Source organism: Aeromicrobium camelliae, assembly GCF_003850045.1.
Classification (GTDB): domain Bacteria; phylum Actinomycetota; class Actinomycetes; order Propionibacteriales; family Nocardioidaceae; genus Aeromicrobium; species Aeromicrobium camelliae.
This window is the reverse complement of record NZ_RQJX01000038.1, coordinates 1-1,172: the sequence shown is the minus strand read 5'-3', so window position 1 is coordinate 1,172 and position 1,172 is coordinate 1. Positions and strand designations below refer to the sequence as shown.

At 65.2% G+C, this 1,172-nt stretch carries 1 pseudogene and 1 other annotated feature; the pseudogene reads right to left on the bottom strand.

What is annotated here, in order from left to right:
• Positions 1–39: 39 nt before the first annotated feature.
• A pseudogene (locus EHW97_RS15180) lies at positions 40–1,171 on the bottom strand (IS3 family transposase).
• Positions 813–941, bottom strand: a sequence feature (AL1L pseudoknot). Its footprint overlaps the pseudogene before it by 129 nt.
• Position 1,172 lies beyond the last annotated feature (1 nt).

The window sequence follows — 1,172 nt, the reverse complement described above, 5'->3', positions numbered from 1 at the left end:
TGAACCGTCCCGGCAAGTCCGGAGGCTCTTTTCGTTGGCTCAGCCGGTCGGCGTGAGCTCGTTCCTTGCAGCGTAATGGAGTTCTTCGGCGGCGATCGGGGTGAGATCGTCCAATGCCTCGTGGGGTCGCTCGTGGTTGAAGAAGTCGACCCAGTTGAGGGTCTCGATCTCGACGTGCTCGACCCCGCGCCAGGGGCCTTCGGGCCGGATCAGCTCGGCCTTGTAGAGGCCGATTTGGGACTCGGCCAACGCGTTGTCGTAAGCATCGCCAACCGAGCCCACCGACGGGTCGACGCCCTCGTCGACCAGCCGCTGGGTGAAGGCGAAACTGACGTACTGCGACCCGGCATCGGTGTGTCTAACGTGTCCAGGACCAGGTCCGTCGTCATTTTCGTCGCCGCCCGCCAGCCCACGATGCGCCGGCTGAACACGTCGAAGATGAAGGCGACATAGACGGTGCCGGACCAGGTCGCCACGTAGGTAAAGTCGGCTACCCACAGCTGATTCGGGCGGCTGGCCCAGAACTGCCGGTCGACCAGATCGCTCGGCCGCTCAGCCGCTGGGTCGCCGATGGTGGTCCGGACCTTCTTCAGCCTCAGCGCACCCACCCAGCCGTGCTCGCGGTAGAGCCGCTCGATCGTGCAGCGCGCGACGTCGTGACCCTTACCGCGCAGGTGCAGCCACATCTTGCGTGCCCCGAACCTCGCGATCAGCTTCTGCCTCCTGCGCTCGGCCTCGATCAGCGCGACCAGCTCCGCATCACGCACGTGCCGTTTCGAGGGCCGGCGGCTGCGGGCTTCGTAGTAGGTGGACGGGGCGATCTGGATCCCGTGCTCGCGCAGCACGCGACAGATCGGCTCGACCCCGAACTCCTCGCGGTGTTCGTCGATGTAGTCGATCAGTACCTGTTGGGGCGGTCGAGCTCCGCCGCAAAGAAAGCCGAGGCGGTCTTCAGAATCTCGTTTGCCCGCCGCAGCTCGGCGTTCTCCTTCTTCAACGCCTTGATCTCAGCGATCTCCTCGCTGGTCTTGCCCGGCCGGACACCGCCGTCGATCTCGGCCTGCCTTAGCCACTTGCGAACCGACTCGGTCGAGGTGATCCCGAGCTTCGCGGCAACGGACCTGATTGCCGCAGCCTCATGCGGGTGGTTCTCCCGGGACTCAATCACCATG